This is a genomic window from Stenotrophomonas sp. (assembly GCF_059505245.1).
The window spans coordinates 20618-38127 of sequence record NZ_JCACKF010000027.1 but is presented as its reverse complement, the minus strand read 5'-3'; the positions used below and the strand labels follow the sequence as shown (position 1 = coordinate 38127).

Annotated in this window: 11 protein-coding genes; 8 read left to right on the top strand and 3 right to left on the bottom strand. The window is 67.1% G+C overall.

All coding sequences use genetic code 11. The features are described from left to right. The first annotated feature begins 10 nt into the window (after nt 1–10). A complete protein-coding gene (locus AC5JLE_RS11305; RefSeq protein ID WP_496065313.1) occupies nt 11–1195 on the top strand; it encodes a class I SAM-dependent methyltransferase in 1185 nt (394 codons plus the stop codon). Beyond that, nucleotides 1192–1584, top strand: a complete 393-nt coding sequence (locus AC5JLE_RS11300) for a VanZ family protein (protein ID WP_481479375.1) — start codon at nt 1192–1194, stop codon at nt 1582–1584. Before AC5JLE_RS11305 ends, AC5JLE_RS11300 begins: the two co-directional genes overlap by 4 nt. Nucleotides 1585–1707: 123 nt before the next feature. Here the strand turns inward: AC5JLE_RS11300 and AC5JLE_RS11295 are convergent, their stop codons facing one another. The 3 genes from AC5JLE_RS11295 to AC5JLE_RS11285 all read right to left on the bottom strand — a co-directional run bounded on the left by AC5JLE_RS11295 (nt 1708) and on the right by AC5JLE_RS11285 (nt 8000). Beyond that, a complete protein-coding gene (locus AC5JLE_RS11295; protein ID WP_496065312.1) occupies nt 1708–4062 on the bottom strand; it encodes a beta-N-acetylhexosaminidase in 2355 nt (784 codons plus the stop codon). Between the two features lie 111 nt (nt 4063–4173). Beyond that, a complete protein-coding gene (locus tag AC5JLE_RS11290; protein ID WP_227864574.1) occupies nt 4174–6837 on the bottom strand; it encodes a TonB-dependent receptor in 2664 nt (887 codons plus the stop codon). Between the two features lie 143 nt (nt 6838–6980). After that, the gene (locus AC5JLE_RS11285) at nt 6981–8000 is read right to left on the bottom strand and encodes a glucokinase family protein (protein WP_100450617.1); all 1020 of its coding nucleotides are present in this window, start codon (nt 7998–8000) and stop codon (nt 6981–6983) included. A 374-nt stretch (nt 8001–8374) separates the two neighbouring features. Here AC5JLE_RS11285 and AC5JLE_RS11280 point away from each other — a divergent pair, with 374 nt between their 5' ends. The 6 genes from AC5JLE_RS11280 (at nt 8375) to AC5JLE_RS11255 (ending at nt 17306) form a co-directional block, all read left to right on the top strand. Then, nucleotides 8375–9664, top strand: coding sequence for a sugar MFS transporter (locus AC5JLE_RS11280; protein WP_014648421.1), 1290 nt, complete (start codon nt 8375–8377; stop codon nt 9662–9664). Between the two features lie 39 nt (nt 9665–9703). Further along, on the top strand, nt 9704–10771 hold the full coding sequence (locus AC5JLE_RS11275; protein ID WP_005411045.1) for a LacI family DNA-binding transcriptional regulator: 1068 nt from the start codon (nt 9704–9706) through the stop codon (nt 10769–10771). A gap of 7 nt (nt 10772–10778) precedes the next feature. Further along, nucleotides 10779–11807, top strand: a complete 1029-nt coding sequence (locus tag AC5JLE_RS11270; RefSeq protein WP_014648419.1) for an SIS domain-containing protein — start codon at nt 10779–10781, stop codon at nt 11805–11807. After that, nucleotides 11807–12955, top strand: a complete 1149-nt coding sequence (nagA, locus tag AC5JLE_RS11265) for an N-acetylglucosamine-6-phosphate deacetylase (RefSeq protein ID WP_032957342.1) — start codon at nt 11807–11809, stop codon at nt 12953–12955. Before AC5JLE_RS11270 ends, nagA begins: the two co-directional genes overlap by 1 nt. Then, nucleotides 12955–14022, top strand: coding sequence for an acyltransferase family protein (locus AC5JLE_RS11260; protein ID WP_496065311.1), 1068 nt, complete (start codon nt 12955–12957; stop codon nt 14020–14022). The genes nagA and AC5JLE_RS11260 overlap by 1 nt, the downstream gene beginning before the upstream one ends. Before the next feature lie 257 nt (nt 14023–14279). Then, complete coding sequence (locus tag AC5JLE_RS11255; RefSeq protein WP_496065310.1) at nt 14280–17306, top strand: autotransporter family protein; 3027 nt, start codon at nt 14280–14282, stop codon at nt 17304–17306. Nucleotides 17307–17510 lie beyond the last annotated feature (204 nt).

Sequence of the window (17510 nt, the reverse complement as noted above, 5' to 3'; positions counted from 1 at the left end):
CGAAGACGCCATGCAGCCCACCTTCCCCCTGCCCGAAGCCGATGCCCTGGCCCACAGCGACCAGCTGGCCGCTGCCCTGCGCGCCGAAATCCTTGCGCAGGGCGGGGCAATGCCGTTCTCCCGCTTCATGGAGCTGTGCCTGTACACCCCCGGCTGGGGCTATTACAGCGCCGGCGCCAGCAAATTCGGCGGCAGTGGCGACTTCACCACCGCGCCCGAGCTCGGCAGCCTGTTCGCCGGCAGCGTGGCCAACGCGCTGGCGCCGGTGTTCGCCCAGCTGGGTACGCAGGCGCGGATGCTGGAACTGGGCGGTGGTACCGGCGCCTTCGCCGAAGCGGTGCTGCTGCGCCTGGCCGAGCTGGACGCGCTGCCGTCGCGCTACGCCATCCTCGAACCCAGCGCCGACCTGCGCGAGCGCCAGCAACAGCGCCTGCAGCAGAACCTGCCGGCCGAGCTGGCCGCACGCGTGGACTGGGTCGATCGCCCGTTCGAAGAGGACTGGGAGGGCGTGGTGTTTGCCAACGAAGTGATCGACGCGCTGCCGACGCCGCGCTTCCTGATCCGGGATGGCGAGGTCTACGAGGAAACCGTGGAACTGGACGCCGAAGGCAACTTCATCCGTGGTGCGCAGCCGGCCGACATCCTGCTCAACGGTGCGGTGCGCCACATCGAGCGCTACCTGGAGCGCCCCTTCGCCGAGGGCTACCGTTCCGAGGTGCTGCCGCAGCTGCCGTACTGGTTGCAGGCGGTGGCGGGCGGCCTGCGGCGCGGTGCGATGCTGTTCATCGACTACGGTTACAACCGTGGCGAGTTCTACCAGCACGACCGCGATGAGGGCACCGTACGCGCGTTCTACCGCCACCACGTGCACAACGACGTGCACCGCTGGCCGGGGCTGCAGGACATCACCGCGTCGGTGGATTTCACCGCGATGGCCGAGGCCGGCATGCACGGCGGTTTCGAGCTGGCGGGCTACTGCAGCCAGGCCAGCTTCCTGCTCGGCAACGGCCTGGACCAGGTGCTGTCGCTGGCCGAGGAGCGCACTGATGAGGTCGGCCGCATCCAGCTGCGCGACCAGGTGAAGAAGCTGACCCTGCCGACCGAGATGGGGGAGCGCTTCCAGGCGATCGGCCTGCAGCGCGGCGTCGACTTCGAGCCCGCCTTCGAGCTGGGTGACCTGAGCTGGCGCCTGTGAGCGATGCACTGCCGCTGATCAAGCCGCTGCGGCGGCCGCGGCTGTGGGCCGCACTGTGGTTCAGCGCGGTGCTGCTGGTGATCGTGGTCTGCCTGATCCCACCGCCACCGATTCCGTTGCCGGAAAACGGCGACAAGGGTGAGCACTTCCTCGCCTATTTCATCCTGGCTGGCAGCGCGGTACAGCTGTTCCGGCACGGACGTCCGCTGCTGTGTGTGGGCGTGGGCCTGGTGCTGATGGGGATCGGCATCGAGTTCGCGCAGGGCGCATTGACCGATGACCGCATGGCCGATCCGATGGACGCGCTGGCCAACACGATCGGCGTGCTGGCCGGCCTGGCTACGGCACTGACCCCGCTGCGCGATCTGCTGCTGCGCTGGCGCGGGTAAGGTTCCTGTAGAGCCGAGCCCATGCTCGGCTTCCTCCCAAAGGCAGCCGAGCATGGGCTCGGCTCTACAGTAGATCCACGCCATGCGTGGATCCGGCCGCAAAGCGCCAACCAAGGTTGGCACCTACCTGAGCGTGACCTCATCCAGCACCCACATCGCCGGGCGCGTGTCGCCGGTGAAGTTGATGCACAGGTCACCGGTGCCCTGGGAGCCCTTCGGCAGCGTCGCACGCAGCGTCACGAAGCCATCGGCATCCGGCGTGGCCGGCAGCGGCACTTCGGCCAGCACCTTGCCGCTGCAGTCGCCGCGACGCACCAGCATCTCGCCATGCGCACGCTTGGCCTTCTCGAAGCGACGCTTGGGCTCGTCGTGGGCCAGCTGGAAGTAGTACGGAATACGCCCCGCGCGGACTTCCACGCTGCCGATGCCGTCCAGCTGTGCCTGTGGCCAGCGCCAGCATGGCTGGAAGATGTCCACGTTGAACACTGCGCGGTTTCCCTCGCGCGGGCCATCGTCTTCCAGGCGCAGCACCAGCCCCTTCTTGCCTACGCAGCTGAGCAGTTCGTCACTGCGGCGGCTGAGCAGCGATTGCGCACTGAAGTCCGCGACCGTCGGCTTCGCCGCCAGCATCTGGCCCTGGTAGAACGCGGCGGCCTGCACCGTGGTCGGCAGCGTACTGGTCAGCGGCTGCTGGTACAGCGGCGACTGCGCCGTCACCGGCTGGCCATCGGTGCTGTAGCGCACCTCATAGCCCAGCGGGTTGGCCAGCGACACGGTCACCGCGTTGGCGGCGCGGTTGTCGGTGTAGTCCACGCCCACTTCGAACGGGGTCTGCGCGTAGGCCAGGCCCCAGGCGCGGTAGCGTTGCAGCTGCGCGGGCAGGCGCGCGAGGAAATCGCGGAAGTCGCGATGCTCCGGCGTGCTCCAGCCGGTCTCGGCCACCGCGGCCAGGCGTGGGAACAGGTTGTGCTGCAGGCGCGCATAGGTGCGCGTGTGTTCGGTGAACATGTTGGCCTGCAGGCCGAGGATGTGCCCGCGCTTGTCAGCGGCCAGCTCGGCCGGCACGGGCTCGAAGTTGTACAGCTTGCCGAGGTTGACCTGGGCCGGGCGGCCCGGCGGTTCGTTCGGCGAGGCCGTCTGCAGGTAATCCAGATAGAGGTAGCCCACCGGCGACATGACCACGTCATGGCCAGCACTGGCCGCGGCCAGGCCACCTTCGGTGCCCTGCCAGGACATCACCGTGGCCTGCGGCGGCAGCCCGCCTTCAAGGATTTCATCCCAGCCGATCAGGCGCCGGTCGTGCTCCTCCAGAAAGGTCTCCAGGCGCTTGATGATGTGGCTCTGCATGGCCATTTCATCCTTGATGCCCAGCGCACGCATGCGCTGCTGGACCTGCCTGGAGGCTTCCCACTGGTCCTTGACCGCCTCGTCGCCGCCGACGTGCACGTACTTGGCCGGGAACAGTTCGATCACTTCCTCCAGTACGTTCTCGAGGAAGGTGACAGTACTGTCTTCCACGTTGAACAGGTTCGGGAACACGCCCCATTCGCTGATCGGCTTCAGCGGGGTATTGATCGAACCCACTTCCGGGTATGCGGCAATCGCTGCGGTCGCGTGCCCCGGCACATCGATTTCCGGAATCACCTGGATATGCAGCTTCGCGGCATAGGCAATCACTTCGCGGATCTGGTCCTGCGTGTAGAAGCCGCAATACGGATGCTCCTTGCCAGTGACCGGATCGATGCCACCGTCGCCGGCCGGCAGGCGGCAGCTGCCCACTCCGGTCAGCTTCGGATAGCGCTTGATCTCCATGCGCCAACCCTGGTCATCGGTCAGGTGCCAATGGAAGGTGTTGAGCTTGTGCGCGGCCATTGCGTCGAGCACGCGCTTGATCTCGTCCAGGCTCTGGAAATGCCGCGCCGAGTCGAGCATGAAACCGCGCCAGCTGAAGCGTGGCGCGTCCTGGATCTGCACCGCTGGCAGCACGCCGTTGCTGCCGCCGGTGGCGAGCTGGGCGAGGGTGGTTGCGCCGTAGAACAGGCCGGTTTCGTTGCCGGCCTGTACCACTACGCCCTGTGCGGTGCTTTCCAGCGTGTAGCCCTCGCCGCTGTCGCGGAAGGTGGGCACGATCTGGAAGCGGATGCCACCGGTCCTGGCCGCCGCCTTGCCCTTGGCCGGCCCCAGGCGCGGGCCGCCACTGCGCGCCAGCAGGTCGGCGAACTGGCTGGCGACGCGCTGTGCGGCCTCGCCTTCGGCCTGCAGCACGGTATCGGCGCGCACGGTGATGCCGCTGCCCTGGCCAGGCTGCACATTGCTGGGGGCGGGAATCAGCATCAGGCTGCCGGCACGCAGCTGCGGGCCGGGTGCCTCAGCGGCCGGCATGGGGTCGGCGGCAAGTGCCGGCAGTGCCGGCAACAGGGCGAGCAGGCTGCCCAGCAGCACTGCGCTGCGCATCCGGGCGCGGGAAGGCTTGACCATCGGTACGACTCCTTGGAACGGTGCGATGAACGCTATACATGAAAAACGCCGGGCCCGGAATGACCCAGGCCCGGCGTGCGTGCACGACTCGGCGATGTTGCCGCCGCTGGATCAGTACTTGAAGCGGAAGTTGAGGTAGTACTGGCGACCGTTGCTGTAGAACGAGGTCGGGATGGCCGCAGTCTGGTAGTACTTGTAGGTCGGGTTGTTGAGGTTCAGGCCATCCAGGGTGATGCTCAGCCAGTCGGTGGCCTTGTAGCTCAGCGACGCCGACAGCGTGCCGAAGTCATCCTGGTAGTACGGATTGGTGCCCGACAGGCTGATCAGGAACGAGGAACGGCGGGTATAGCTGACGCGGGCGCCAAAGCGCTCGTTCTCGAAGTAGGCACCCACGTTGTAGGTGTTCTTCGAGGTGCCCAGCAGGTTGTGCGAGCCGTCCGACCAGGTGTGCGAGGTGGTGCCGTTGGCGTAGGTGTAATTGGCATTGACGCCGAAGTACTCGCCGATCGGCTGTTCGTAGGCCACTTCCACGCCGGTGACCTTGCCGTCGGCATTGATCGGGGTGGAGATCTGGTAGGTCTCAAGCTGGTTGGTCAGTTCGCTGTACAGCTGGCGCGAGACCACGTCGAAGGCGATGTAGTCCTTCAGGTCCATGTGGTACGCGCCCACCGACAGCAGGCCGCGCGGCATGAAGTACCACTCCAGGTTGGCGTCCAGGTTGGTCGACAGGGTCGGCTTGAGGTTCGGATTGCCACCGCCGCCGGTGCGGTTCAGGTCCGAACCGTACGAGGAGGCACCCAGTGCCGAGTAGTCCGGCAGGGTCTGGGTCTGCGAGGCGGCGACGCGCAGCACCAGCGAGTCGTCCAGGTCGAACTTGATGTTGGCGCTGGGCAATACGCGGTTGCGCTTGTTCTGGAAGGCCAGGCGCTCCCACATGCCGAACAGGCTGCTGACATCGGCATCGGCGGCCTTGCTGACGGCGTTGTAGGTGTCGATGTCCTGCTTGATGTTGACGTAGCGCAGGCCGACGTTGCCGCTCCACCAGTCGCCGCGGAAGTTGGCCTGCACGTAGCCGGCGAAGTTCTTTTCCTTCACCTTCCACTCGGCGCCATAGTTGTGGCGACCGGTCGGGCCATCATTGCCGGCCAGCCAGGTGGAGTTGTTGGTCACCGCGTCCTTCAGCGCGCCCGGGGTGAAGTACCAGAGGTTGCGCGGGAAGGTGCCGCCGATGTCACCGGCAAAGCCGCTGGGATAGTTGGCCGTCGCACCGTTCTTCAGCGCGCTCCAGATGTCACCCGGGGTTGCACCTTCCGGCGACAGCGCTTCGCGCTTGTGGTCGGCGAAACGCAGGCCGAAGTCGATCGAGCTCAGCACGCCGCCATCGTTGAAGTACTGGTTGAAGTCGAGCGTGGCCCACTTCTCCTTGTCTTCAGCGGTGACCTGCTGGTTGCCCCAGGTGCCGAAGCTGGTCACGCCGTTGGGCGAGATGTCGCCGCCGACGTTCCAGTCGATCGGCGAGCCATTGCCGTGGGTAGCCCAGCTGGCGCCGCCGCCGTTGGCCAGGGTGACCTCGGCGATGTACTGGCGCGGCGTCTCGCCGGTACCCTTGGTGCTGCCGGCCTGGAACTTGGCGGTCAGGCTGTCGCTGATCTGCCAGTCGGCATCGAAGGTGACATAGCTCGACTTGGCCTTCGACTCGCGGTAGATCATGTCGTACACCGCATAGTCGGTGCCGGGCACGCCCTTGTAGTTGGCGTTGGTCAGCACGCCGTCCTTGACCACATAGCCCGGATCCGGCGCCTGCGACTTGGCGAAGCTGTTGCCGAACATCATGAAGTTGCGGTTGTAGTTGTTCGCCTTCAGCTCGGAGCTGAAACCATTGAGGCCGAGGGTGAGGCTGTCGCTCGGCTTGAACTGCAGCGAGACCAGGCCGCCCTTGCGCTCGCGGGTCTGTTCGAAAAGGGTCGAACCCAGCAGGCCCGGAACGTTGACGCCGATCAGGTCCGGATTGGTCCTGGCGACCGGATCGTTTGCGCCGATCTTGAAGAAGCCACCCGGGATTTCCTGCGCTTCACGGCGCAGTTCGCGCTTCTGGCTGAAGCCCTGCACCATCACGCCGAAGGTGCCTTCGTCGTTCTTGTAGTTGAACAGCGCCGAATATTGCGGGTCGTTCGACTTGGCCTGGTCCGAGCGCACCAGGCCGATCGAGCCTTCCGCGGTGAACGGCTTGGAGAATTCCAGTGGCTTGCGGGTGATGATGTTGACGGTACCGGTGGTGCCGCCGTCCTGCAGCTTGGCCTGCGAGGACTTGTTCACTTCCACCGAGCTGACCAGTTCGGACGGCAGCAGCGAGTAGCTGACGCTGCGGCCAACGTTGTTGCCCTGGCTGAGCACGAACCAGTCGGCCGAACCGACGGTGTGGCCGTTGATCAGGGTCTGGGTCAGGCTCGGGCTGGTGCCGCGCAGGCTGACACGGTCGGCTTCGTCGAAACCGCCTTCATCGGCGCTGGACGAGCTGATGTTGACGCCCGGCAGGCGCTGCAGGGTGTCGGCGACGTTGTGCGCCGGCAGCTTGCCCACGTCCTCGGCGGTGACCACTTCCACGCGCGCATTGGCTTCGCGCTTGGTGTCCAGCGATTTTTCCATCGAGCCACGGATGCCGGTAACGGTCACGGTGTCCAGGTCGGTGGCGGTCGGGGCAGCCTGCTGCGCGTGCGCACTGAAGGCGATGCAGCTGACGATGGCGGCCGAAAGCAGGGTCTTGCGGGTATTCATGATGTCTCTCCTCATCACTCGATTGGATGCCGGCGGCGGTGTTCGATAACGGTTGCGATGACATGCGCGGGGCGGCGGCGAAGTCCCGTGCGTTGGCGTGCCACGTACTGCGTGCTGCGATTGCGTTGAAGCCTGTTGCGGTGTCAGGCGGCCGACTGCTGCTGCAGGTACCAGCTGGCAGCGCCGACCACGCCCAGCTGGCCGTGTTCGACGACCTTCACCGGGATGCGTGCCAGTGCTTCGCCCATCGGCCCCTTCTGCAGGTAGCGCTCGACGAAGGTGCTGGCGTGCAGGTATTCGCGGATCTGCGGCAGGATGCCGCCGGCCAGGTAGACGCCACCGTGGGCACCATAGAACAGGGCCATGTCGCCGATGGTGCTGCCGAGCAGGCCGCAGAACACATCCAGCGCCTGGCGCGCGTGTGCATCGGTATCGGCCATGGCGGCGGCGGTGACCGCATCGGGGCTGGCCAGCGTCGGTGCCTGCCCCTGCAGCGCGCACACCGCGCGGTACAGGTTCATCAGGCCCGGGCCGGAGATCGCATGCTCGATCGACACGTGCGCGCGGTCGCGCTGCATGTGGCGGACGATGGCCATTTCCAGTTCGGTGCTGGCGGCCAGGGTCGGCTGGCCGGCTTCCGTCGGCAGCACCACCGGGCCGTGCGCAGTGGGGATCCACAGCGCGGCGCCGAGGCCGGTGCCGGGACCGACCACCAGGGTCGGGCCACGCGCAGCGGTGTCCGGCCCGCACAGGTGCAGCACGCCACTGGCGTCCACCTGCGCGGCGGCATAGGCCACCGCTTCGAAGTCATTGACGATGTAGACCCGCTGCAGGCCGACATCGGCCTCCACCTGGCGTGCCGACAGCGGCCACGGCAGGTTGGCGGTGATCACCGTGCCGTCCTCGCGGGCGTAGCCGGCGCTGGCGACCACACAATGCGTGGGCCGCGGGCCTTCGCCGAGGAAGTCGGACAGGATCGCGCTGAGGCCGGCATGGTCGGCGTTGCGGTACTTGCGGTATTCCAGCACCTGCACCGGATGGGCGGTGTCACCGCTGGCCTGGACCCGGGCCACGCGCACATGGGTGCCACCGACGTCCGCGGCCAGGAACGAGGGCGCGACGCGGGACAGGACATGCGACGGGGCGGGGTGGCTGGCGGTCACGCGGGCTCCTGCTGCAGGTGGGGCTGGCCCCGGGATCGGGGGCAGCGATTGGGGCGGAGTCTGTAACCGCGCTGACAACGATGTCAACGAGTTCGTGACACTTTCGTTGCTGCGCCGCAACGAATGCGACAGGCAGTAAACGTTTACATGGCGTGAGTGCGGGTTTCACGTGGGAACCGTTGCTGCATGGGGCTCTAGGCCTGGCGCGCATCAGCGCGGAGCACCGCAATCGACTTGCGCAGTGCAGCACGAGGTTGAAGGGGCGTGCATGGAAGTTGACAAACCGCCGTTGTCCACCGAAAGAATGTGACAACGTTGTTCCCAGCCACTCTCCGACGCCGCGTTCTGCGGCTGTCGCCGCAGGAGCCCTCCTGATGTCCGCCGTCCCCGCTGCAAGCGCGCGCCCGAACGTGGCCACCTCCATCGCCATCGTCGGCGTGTTGTTCTTCCTGATCGGCTTCTTCACCTGGCTCAACGGCCCGTTGATCACCTTCGTCAAGCTCGCCTTCGAGCTCAGCGAGGTCGGCGCCTTCCTGGTGCTGATGGTGTTCTACCTGTCCTACTTCTTCCTGGCGCTGCCCTCGTCGTGGATCCTGCGCCGTACCGGCATGAAGAAGGGCCTGAGCCTGAGCCTGCTGGTGATGGCCGGTGGCGCGGCACTGTTCGGCGAATTCGCCACCCAGCGCTGGTACCCCGGCGCACTGGGCGGCCTGTTCGTGATCGGCAGCGGCCTGGCCCTGCTGCAGACGGCCATCAACCCGTACATCTCGATCCTTGGGCCGATCGAAACGGCGGCGCGGCGCATCGCGTTGATGGGCATCTGCAACAAGATCGCCGGCATCCTGGCGCCGATCCTGATCGGCACGGTGGTGCTGCATGGCATTGGCGATCTGGACGTGCAGGTGCAGGCGGCCGATGCCGCGACCAAAGCCGTGCTGCTGAACCAGTTCGCCGCCAAGATCCATGCCCCGTACCTGGCCATGGCGGCGCTGCTGGTGGTGTTGGCGGTGGCGATCCTGTTCTCGCCGCTGCCGGAAATCAAATCGTCCGAAGCCAACGCTACGCCGGTGGCCGCCGGTGCGGTCGAGCGCCGCAGCATCTTCCAGTTCCCGCACCTGTGGCTGGGCGTGCTGTGCCTGTTCGTGTACGTGGGCGTGGAAGTGATGGCCGGTGATGCCATCGGCACCTACGGCCATGGCTTCAACCTGCCGCTGGACGAGACCAAGATGTTCACCGCCTTCACCCTGGGCGCGATGCTGGTCGGTTACGTGGTCGGCCTGCTGGTGATTCCGCGGGTGGTGTCGCAGTCGCGCTACCTGACCATTTCGGCGGTGCTGGGCGTGGTGTTCTGCCTGGGCGCGTGGGCAACGCACGGCTATGTGTCGGTGGCCTTCGTGGCCCTGCTGGGCTTTGCCAACGCCATGATGTGGCCGGCCATCTTCCCGCTGGCCATCCGCGGCCTGGGGCGCTTCACCGAAACCGGTTCGGCCCTGCTGGTGATGGGCATCGCCGGTGGCGCGATCATTCCGCAGCTGTTCGCCCTGCTCAAGCAGCACATCGATTTCCAGCTGACCTTCGTGCTGCTGATGGTGCCCTGCTACCTGTACATCCTGTTCTATTCGGTGGTGGGCCACCGCGTGGGCCTGCCGCAGGACCGGAGCTGATCGGCGATGATGGACGGCAGCCAACCCCAGGAAAAACCGATGCGCAGAGCGACCATCAAGGACGTTGCCGAAAAGGCCAAGGTCTCGCTGAAGACGGTATCGCGGGTGATCAACAACGAGCCCTCGGTGATGCAGGCCACCCGCGCGCGGGTGCTGCGTGCCATCGCCGAGCTCGATTACGAACCCGATCCGTCCGCGCGCAACCTGCGCAGCGGCACCACCTTCGTGATCGGGCTGGTCTACGACAACCCGAACCCGTACCACATCATCGGCGTGCAGAACGGCGTGCTCGCCGCCTGCCGCGAGACCGGGTTCGGCCTGCAGATCCATCCCTGCGATTCCAGTTCGCCGCTGCTGGCCGATGAACTGGCTGACTGGGTGCAGCGTTCGCGCCTGGCCGGGCTGGTGCTGACCGCACCGATGTCCGAGCGCCGCGACCTGATCCAGGCGCTGACCGCGCGTGGCATCAAGCTGGTGCGCATCATTGCGGCCACCGAAGATCCGGCCGACGGTGCCTGCGTGTTCGTCGACGACCGCGAGGCCGCCTACGAGATCACCGAACACCTGATCCAGCTGGGGCACCAGCGCATCGGCTTCCTCTGGGGCGGCAGCTCGCACCGCTCCTCGGGCGAACGCTATGCCGGTTATGAGGCCGCGTTGAAGGACTACGGCATGACCGTGGACAAGCACCTGGTGGTGCAGGGCGACTACACCTTCGACGACGGTTTCCGTGGCGCGCGCCGCCTGCTGGCGCTGCGCGAACCGCCTACCGCCATCTTCGGTTCCAACGACGAAATCGCTGCCGGCGTGCTGGCCGCCGCCAAGTCGGCCGGCATGAACGTGCCCTACGACCTGTCCATTGCCGGTTTCGAGGACAGCCCGTTCTCGCGCCAGTCGTGGCCGCCGCTGACCACCGCCAAGCAGGCCACCGAAGACATCGCCCGCCATGCCGCGCGCCTGCTGATCGCGCAGCTGCGCAGCGACGCCTACGACGATGCGCCGGCACCGCTGCACAACCAGGGCTTCGTGCCGCAGCTGGTGGTGCGCGGTTCGACCGCGCCGATGCGCCCGGCCGGCGCACGCCCCCTTCCTTCCGATCCTGCCTGAGCCTGCCATGTCGCTGTCAGACCCCACCGCTACCCTGATGTTCGCCGAGGCCGCTGAAGCGGCCGACGTGGTTGCCCGCCAGTTCTCGCGAAACCACGCCACCCTGGAAACCCTGGCCGCCAGCCTGCGTGCCGCGCCGCCGCCGTTCGTGGTCACCTGTGCACGCGGCAGCTCAGACCACGCCGCCACCTATGGCAAGTACCTGCTGGAAACCCAGCTGGGGCTGGTGGTCGCGTCGGCCTCGCCATCAGTGGGCTCGGTCTACGCCGCACCATTGCAGCTGCGCGGCGCACTGTTCATCGTCATCTCGCAGTCGGGCAAGAGCCCGGACCTGCTGCGCAACGCCGAGGCGGCCAAGGCCGCCGGCGCGCGCGTGATCGCGCTGGTCAACGTCGAGGATTCACCGCTGGCGCAGTTGGCCGACACGGTCATCCCGCTGCATGCCGGCCCCGAGAAGAGCGTTGCAGCGACCAAGAGCTACCTGGCCTCGCTGGCCGCATTGCTGCAGCTGGCCGCGTACTGGAAGCAGGACAGCAGCCTGCGTGCGGCGCTGGACCTGCTGCCGGACGCGATGCGTGAAGCCTGGCAGTGCGACTGGAGCGCGGTGACCGAGGGCCTGGTCGAGGCCACCAACCTGTTCGTGCTCGGCCGCGGCCTGGGCCTGGGTGCGGCGCAGGAAGCGGCGCTGAAGTTCAAGGAAACCTGCAGCCTGCACGCCGAAGCCTACAGCTCGGCCGAGGTCAAGCACGGCCCGATGGCGCTGGTCGGCCGTGGCTTCCCGGTGCTGGCCTTCGCCCAGCCGGACGAGACCGGCGCCGGTACCCGTGCGGTGGTCGATGAATTCACCGCACGTGGTGCGCAGGTGTGGATGGCCGGTGCCGGCGGCAACCTGCCGGTGGCTGCCGCGCCGCATCCGCTGTGCGCACCGCTTTTGACCGTGCAGAGCTTCTATCGCGCCATCAATGCGCTGGCGCTGCGCCGTGGCTTCAACCCGGACCTGCCGCCGCATCTGAACAAGGTTACGGAGACGGTGTGATGGTGACGGTGCTGCGCAATGCCCGCATCCTGGCCGGCGATGAGTTCCGCGACGACCTGGCGGTGGTGATCGAGGACGGTCGCATCAGCGCGCTGCTGCCCGACGCAGCACCCCAGCTGGGCCACGCGGCCGAGCAGGTGGACCTGGGAGGCGGCTGGCTGCTGCCCGGCTTCATCGATGTGCAGGTCAATGGCGGCGGCGGCGCGCTGTTCAACAACACGCCGGACGTGGCGGCACTGCGCACTATCGCGCAGGCGCACCGCCGCTTCGGTACCACTGCGATGCTGCCGACGCTGATCAGCGATGACGTGGCGGTGATGCGCGAAGCCATCGGTGCGATGCGCGAGGCCATTGCGCAGGGCGTGCCGGGCGTGATCGGCATCCACCTGGAAGGCCCGTACATCGCGCCGGCGCGCAAGGGCACGCATGATGCCAGCAAGTTCCGCGTGCCGGACGAAGCGGAGATTGCGCTGGCCGCATCGCTGGATAACGGCGTGACCCTGCTGACGCTGGCGCCGGAGCGCGTGCCGCTGGAGACCATCCGTGCGCTGGTCGAGCGTGGCGTGATCGTCGCTGCTGGGCACACTGCAGGCACCTACGAAGAGATCCGCGCCGGCCTGGATGCCGGCGTGCGCGGCTTCACCCATCTGTACAACGCGATGTCGCCGTTGCAAGGGCGTGAGCCCGGCGCGGTGGGCGCTGCGCTGGAAGACCGCGACAGCTGGATCGGCATCATCGTCGATGGCGTTCACGTGCACCCGGCCAGCCTTCGCGTGGCGTTGGCGGCCAAGCCGCGCGGTCGCCTGCTGCTGGTGACCGATGCGATGCCGCCGGTTGGAGCCGACGATCCCAGCTACGTGCTGTATGGCGAAACCATCACCGCCATCGATGGCGTGGTGCGCAATGCCGCCGGTTCGTTGGCCGGCTCGGCGCTGGACATGGCCACCGCCGTGCGCAATACCGTGCAGCTGCTCGGCCAACCGCTGGCCGAAGCGGCGCGCATGGCGTCGACCTATCCGGCGCAGTTCCTCAACGTCGACGACCGCCTTGGCCACATCGCCGAGGGCTACCAGGCCGACCTGGTGCTGCTGGACGACGCCCTGCAGGTCCGTGGTACCTGGATTGCCGGACAGTACGAGGCCGCCTGATGAACAGTATGCCGCCACGCCGTCTGGGCTCGATCGATGCCCTGCGCGGCATCACCGTGGCGGCGATGCTGCTGGTCAACAATCCGGGCGACTGGAGTGCGGTGTTCGCGCCGCTGCGTCACTCGGAATGGCATGGCTGCACGCCCACCGACCTGGTGTTCCCGTTCTTCCTGTTCCTGGTGGGTGTGTCGATGGCCTTCAGCGTGGCACCGCGCGCGCTGGATGCCGCTGCACGGCCAGCATTGGCGCGCGGGGTGCTGGAGCGTGCACTGCGCATCCTGCTCGCCGGCGCGTTGCTGCACCTGTTGATCTGGTGGGCGCTGCATACCCATCACTTCCGCATCTGGGGCGTGCTGCAGCGGATTGCGGTGTGCGCAGCGTTGGTGGGTGTTCTGGCGGTGTATGCGCGGCCGCGCGTGCAGGCTGGCGTGCTGGTTACGCTGCTGGTGGGCTACACCGTGCTGCTGCTGGGCATCGGTGATCTGGCGCCATGGACCAACCCGGCCAGCCGCCTGGACACCATGCTGTTCGCACCGTGGATCTACCAGTGGCACGCCGATACCGGACTGGGCCATGACCCGGAAGGATTGCTGAGCACGCTGGGTGCGCTGGCCAGTACCGTGCTCGGCCTGATTGCCGGTGGCCTGCTGCGCAACGGTCGTGCGGCGGCATTGGCTGGCCTGGGTGTGGCAACCGCCGTGCTGGGGCTGCTGCTGGCCATGGTGCTGCCGTTGAACAAGCAGCTGTGGACGCCCAGCTATGTGCTGTGGACCGGCGGCCTGGCCGCGCTGGCGCTGTGGCTGGGCCATGTGTTGATCGACCAGAAGCGATGGCCGCCGCTGGGCCGCCGTTTCGGGGTCAACGCAATTACCGCCTATCTTGGCGCATCGGTGATGTCGGTGGCGCTGATGGCGACCGGCGCGTGGGGCTGGATCTGGCAGCAACTGGCCGCCGCGATGCCGCACGCGCTCGAGCTGGCGTCGATGCTGCAGGCGCTGGCGTTCGTCGCGCTGTGGTGGGGCGTGGCGTGGTGGCTGGACCGGCGGAAGATCTATCTGAAGATCTGACGGCTCCGGGTCGGATCCCTTTCCGCAGGAAAGGGCTCTGACCCAACCCGGGAGGCCACCTCATCCAGGCATGGGCATGACCCCGCAAAGATGAACGATTTCAGGCACGTAGAGGTGGGGTGATGCCCGATCAAGTTCGCATCTGAACTGTGATGATCGGCACGCAAATTCACCTGCCGAAACCGTTCACCATGGCGCAGACTTCGCTCGCAGTACCGCATATCCGCAGTTCCTGATCCCCTGTCCAGGAGTGCTGTATGTCCCGTGCCGTCCCGCGCGCCGTGCGTATGCGCCGCCTCACTGTTTCCGTACTGCAGGCTTTGGCTGTTCCCTCCGTCATGCTGTTGACCGCCAGCGCCGCCTGGGCCGGCTGTGACAGCGTCGCCCCCGTCGCCGGCCAGACGGTCACCTGCGATGCCAATGCGCCGAACCCTCAGACCGTTCCCGTCACCGCCAATGGCGCCGCCGGCATCACCGTCACTGTCGCCAGCACGGCGAAGCTGCAGCAAAGCGGTGGCAGCAGCGCGATTTCGCTTGTCGGGGCCGGTGGGCACCTGTTGTCCAACCTGGGCACGATCAGTTCGGTGGGCGGCGTGGCGGTCCAGCTCGGTGGCGGCAGCCGCGTCGAGAACTCGGGCAGCATCAGCACCGGCAACAACACCGCCCTGCAGTTCGTCGGCGCGGGCGACAGCGTGCTGGTCAACCGCGGAACGATCAGCGGGCGCACCGGCGTGCAGTTCGGTGCCGGCAATGATCGCCTGGACATGCAGGCTGGCAGCATCAGCGGCAGTGTGCTGCAGGGCGATGGCAATGATGCGCTGCTGCTGGGCAACGGTACGATCGACAGCGTCGACCAGGGCAGTGGCGATGACCAGATGACCGTCACCGGCGGCACCGTCACCGGCGTGGTGGCGCAGGGCAGTGGCCGCGATGATTTCGTCATGAGTGGCGGCACGGTCGGCGCGCTGCAGCAGGGCGACAACATCGATACCTTCCGCATGAGCGGTGGCCGCATCATCGGTGCGTTCGAGGATGGTGACCAGGCGTGGATGACCGCTGGCCGCATCGGCCGGGTCAACATGAAGCTGGACAAGAACCTGTGGGACCAGTCCGGCGGCACCGTGGACGGCAACGTGGTGACCGGCTTCGATACCGACACCATCATCATCTCGGGTACCGCCTACATCGGCGGCAACATCAGCGTCAGCGGCGGCAACGACAGCGTGACCATCACCGACGGCACCGTGCGCGGGCAGGTACTGCTCAGTACCGGCAACGACACCTTCAACTGGAATGGCGGCGGCATCGTCTACGGCGCGATCGACATGGGGCCGGACAGCGACGTCGCCAACCTCGGCAACCTCAACCAGGGCAACCTGGGGGCGGTGCCGCTGTTCGACGGTGGCGGTGGCATCGACCAGCTCAACTTCCACAACGTCAAGACTGCCGGCGTGGGCCGCTTCCAGAACTGGGAGACGCTGCGGCTGGCCAACAGCACCGAGCTGACCTTTGATGGCGACCTGGTGCTGGGCGACAGCAGTACCGGCACCGGAACGCTGACGGTGGATGACACCAGCACCGTCTACGCAGGCAGTGGCGGCCATGCAGTCCGTCCGTTCAACAGTGGTGCACTGGTGGAGATGGTCAATGCCGGGCGCATCGACCTGACCGGTACCGGCGCAGGCGACGTGTTCACCGTGCGTGGCAACTATCGTGGTGACGGCGGTGGCCTGTACCTGCGTACCGTGCTGGGCGCGGACAATTCCAGCAGCGACCGCCTGGTGATCGATGGCGGAACCGCCACCGGTACCACCGGCATCGGCGTGCTCAATGCCGGCGGCAGCGGCGCCGCCACGCTGGCCGATGGCATCCTGGTGGTGCAGGCCTTGAATGGTGGCCGCACTGCGCCGGGCGCGTTCTCGCTGTTCGCACCGGTTGCAGCCGGTGCCTACGAGTACTTCCTGTTCAAGGGTGGTGTCAGCGCCGGCACCAGCGAGAACTGGTACCTGCGATCGACGCTGGTGACCGGACCAACGCCGGCACCCAACGGCGGCGGCACTGCCACGCCACCGCCCCTGACGCCGCCGGTCGCACCGCCGCCGGCGATCACCCCGGCACCGCCGCCGCCGCCTGAAGGCGCTACCGATCCGAACCTGACCGCCGGCGAGGCCGCGCCGCCACCGCCGCCACCGGAACCGGCGCCGGTGGCGCCGCCCAGCGACCCGGCGGTGCCGGACGTGCCGGTGGCCGGCGGTGCGTTGCCCGGTACCGGCACCCCGCCAACGCCGGGTGCACGCCCGGCCGAAGGCGCGGTGGTGCCGCTGTACCGCGTGGAGACCGCCGCCTACGCCGTGGTGCCACCGCTGCTGCGCGAGACCTCGCTGGCCAGCCTCGGTACCTTCCACGAGCGGCAGGGCGAACAGCGCCTGCTGTACAACCAGGGCACAGTCCGCACCGCCTGGGGCCGGTTGGTGGGGCAGAGCAGCGAGATCCACTGGAAGGGTGATGCGCAGCCGGGCTTCGATGGCGATGTGATGGGCCTGCAGGCCGGTCTCGACGTGTGGGCTGCGGCGTCTGACAACCACCGCAACCAGATCGGCGTATTCGTTGGCCGCACCCGCGCGCAGGGCAAGACCACGGGTCTGGCACTGGGCTGGGAGAACGTGCAGGTAGGCCAGAACCGCCTGGATGACAAGCACGTGGGCCTGTACTGGACCTTCACCGATAGCAGTGGGGGTTACATCGACGCCGTGGCGATGCAGAGCTGCTACGACGGCCGCGTGCGTTCCTCGCGTGGGCTCGGCTTCGGCCTGAGCGGCGACGGTACCAGCGTGTCGGTGGAGGCGGGCAAGCCGCTGCTGCACTTGGGGCAGTCCGCATGGTGGCTGGAACCGCAGGTGCAGGTGATCTGGCAGCGCACTTCGCTGGATGACCGTCGCGATGAAATATCGAGCGTGCGCTTCGACAACGACAACGCCTGGACCGGCCGCATCGGCCTGCGCTTGGCGGGCGATTACCAGTTGGCCGACAACGGCTGGCAGCCGTATTTCAAGCTCAATTACTGGCATGGCCGTTCTGGTGAAGACCGCATCCGTTTCGACAACGACGTGATCGTCAATTCGCAGCGCTCACGCGCGCTGGAAGCCGGCGTGGGTGTGGTCGGGCGTTTCAACCGAACGATCAGCGCCTATGCCGTGGCCGACTACACGCGTGAACTGGGCAGCGACCGCAACGAGAAGCGCCGCATCATCGAAGGCAACATCGGCCTGCGTGCGGACTGGTGACAACCGCAACCTTGGGTAGGTGCCGACCTTGGTCGGCACGAGTCCCACCGACGCCACGACGCTGCTCTGGTAGGTGCCGACCTTGGTCGGCACGAATCCCACCGACGCCATGACGCCGCTCTGGTAGGTGCCGACCTTGGGCGGCACGGATCCCACCGACGCCATGACGCCGCTCTGGTAGGTGCCGACCTTGGTCGGCACGAA